Consider the following 1,346-nt stretch of genomic DNA (forward strand, 5'->3'; position numbering starts at 1 on the left):
AAAAAAAGGTATAGCAATGGGTATTTTTGGTCTTGGTGTAAGTTTTGCACCTTCTTTAGGTCCTACACTTGGAGGTTATATAACAGAGTTTTTAAACTGGAGATGGGTTTTTTTTATTAATATTCCCTTTGGAATTTTAACTGTTTTACTTGCTGTTTTTTATCTTCCTGAAACTTCAGTTTTCAGAGAAAAGGCAAAACTAAATTTTATATCTTTTACACTTTTATCAGCTTTCACAATAACAATTTTAATAATACTGTCTAAAGGACAGCAACTTGGATGGTTTATGTCTGATATTATAGTTTATTTAACAGTTATATCAGTATTTTCACTTCTTTTTTATATACTTTCTGAACTTATTTCAAAAGAGCCTTTAATTGATTTTTCTATTTTTAAAAATAGAGAGTATTTTGTAGGCATTTCTGTATTCTTTCTACTTCTTGGGTTTTCAATGTATCAGGTTTTTTATTTACTGCCAATTTATTTTGAAAACTTAAAAGGTCTCTCTACTTTAGATGCCGGTATTCATATTCTTGCATTTGCAGTATTTATAGCACTTTTTTCTCCTGTAGCTGGTTTTCTGTCTGATAAAATTGGTGAAAAGTATGTACTTTATATGGCAGCCTTTTTGTATCTCATAAGTTCCTTATTTATATTACCGAAACTTAATTACTTTACACCAAATGTTCAGGCTGCTGTTATGACAATACCTCTTGGAATATCTATGGGTATGTTTTTTGCACCTGTGACTACCTTAGCTCTTAGAAACTTAGGAGAAAAAACATCTTTAGGAACAGGTCTTTTACATTATTCAAGGTTCATTGGAGGTTCATTTGGGACAGCTATAGCCACGAATGACCTGTACAGGTATAGTTATGAGCATTTTGATGGCATAAATACAGTACAGAACCATTCTTACGTTCAGACTAAAATTAATAACTTTATACAGATGTTTTCGCAGATTTTTAACATTGAAAAAGCAGAGAAGCTTGCTAATTTTATAATTTATAAGATTCAGCAGTTATACAGTTTAAGCTGGTCTTTACAGGATACTTTTTTTGTTGCTGGCTTATTTGGGCTGATTGGGAGCTTACCAATTTTACTTCTTATTATTCAGGATTTTAGGAAAAGGCTAAATGGATAAACTCCAAGATATTTTTATAGCTCTTATTTATATAGTTAACAATCCCCAGATTTTAAAGGATATTGAGGAGTATCAGATAAATATTCATAAAAATGTTTCAGAAAACGTAGAAGCTCAAAAGGGACTCGCCTGTGAAAAAGGATGTGCTTACTGCTGCTACGGCTGGCAGGTAAAGTTAACCTTAGCAGAGCTTTTTTTATTT

1 protein-coding gene and 1 pseudogene are annotated in these 1,346 nt (G+C 31.3%); both read left to right on the plus strand.

The features are described 5' to 3' along the window. A partial coding sequence (locus HG1285_RS01310; protein ID WP_008289427.1) for a DHA2 family efflux MFS transporter permease subunit occupies positions 1-1,144 on the plus strand: 1,144 nt, incomplete at its 5' end. After that, positions 1,137-1,346: pseudogene (locus HG1285_RS01305) on the plus strand (YkgJ family cysteine cluster protein); the annotation flags it as partial. The gene HG1285_RS01310 and the pseudogene HG1285_RS01305, both read left to right, overlap by 8 nt.

Source organism: Hydrogenivirga sp. 128-5-R1-1, assembly GCF_000171895.1.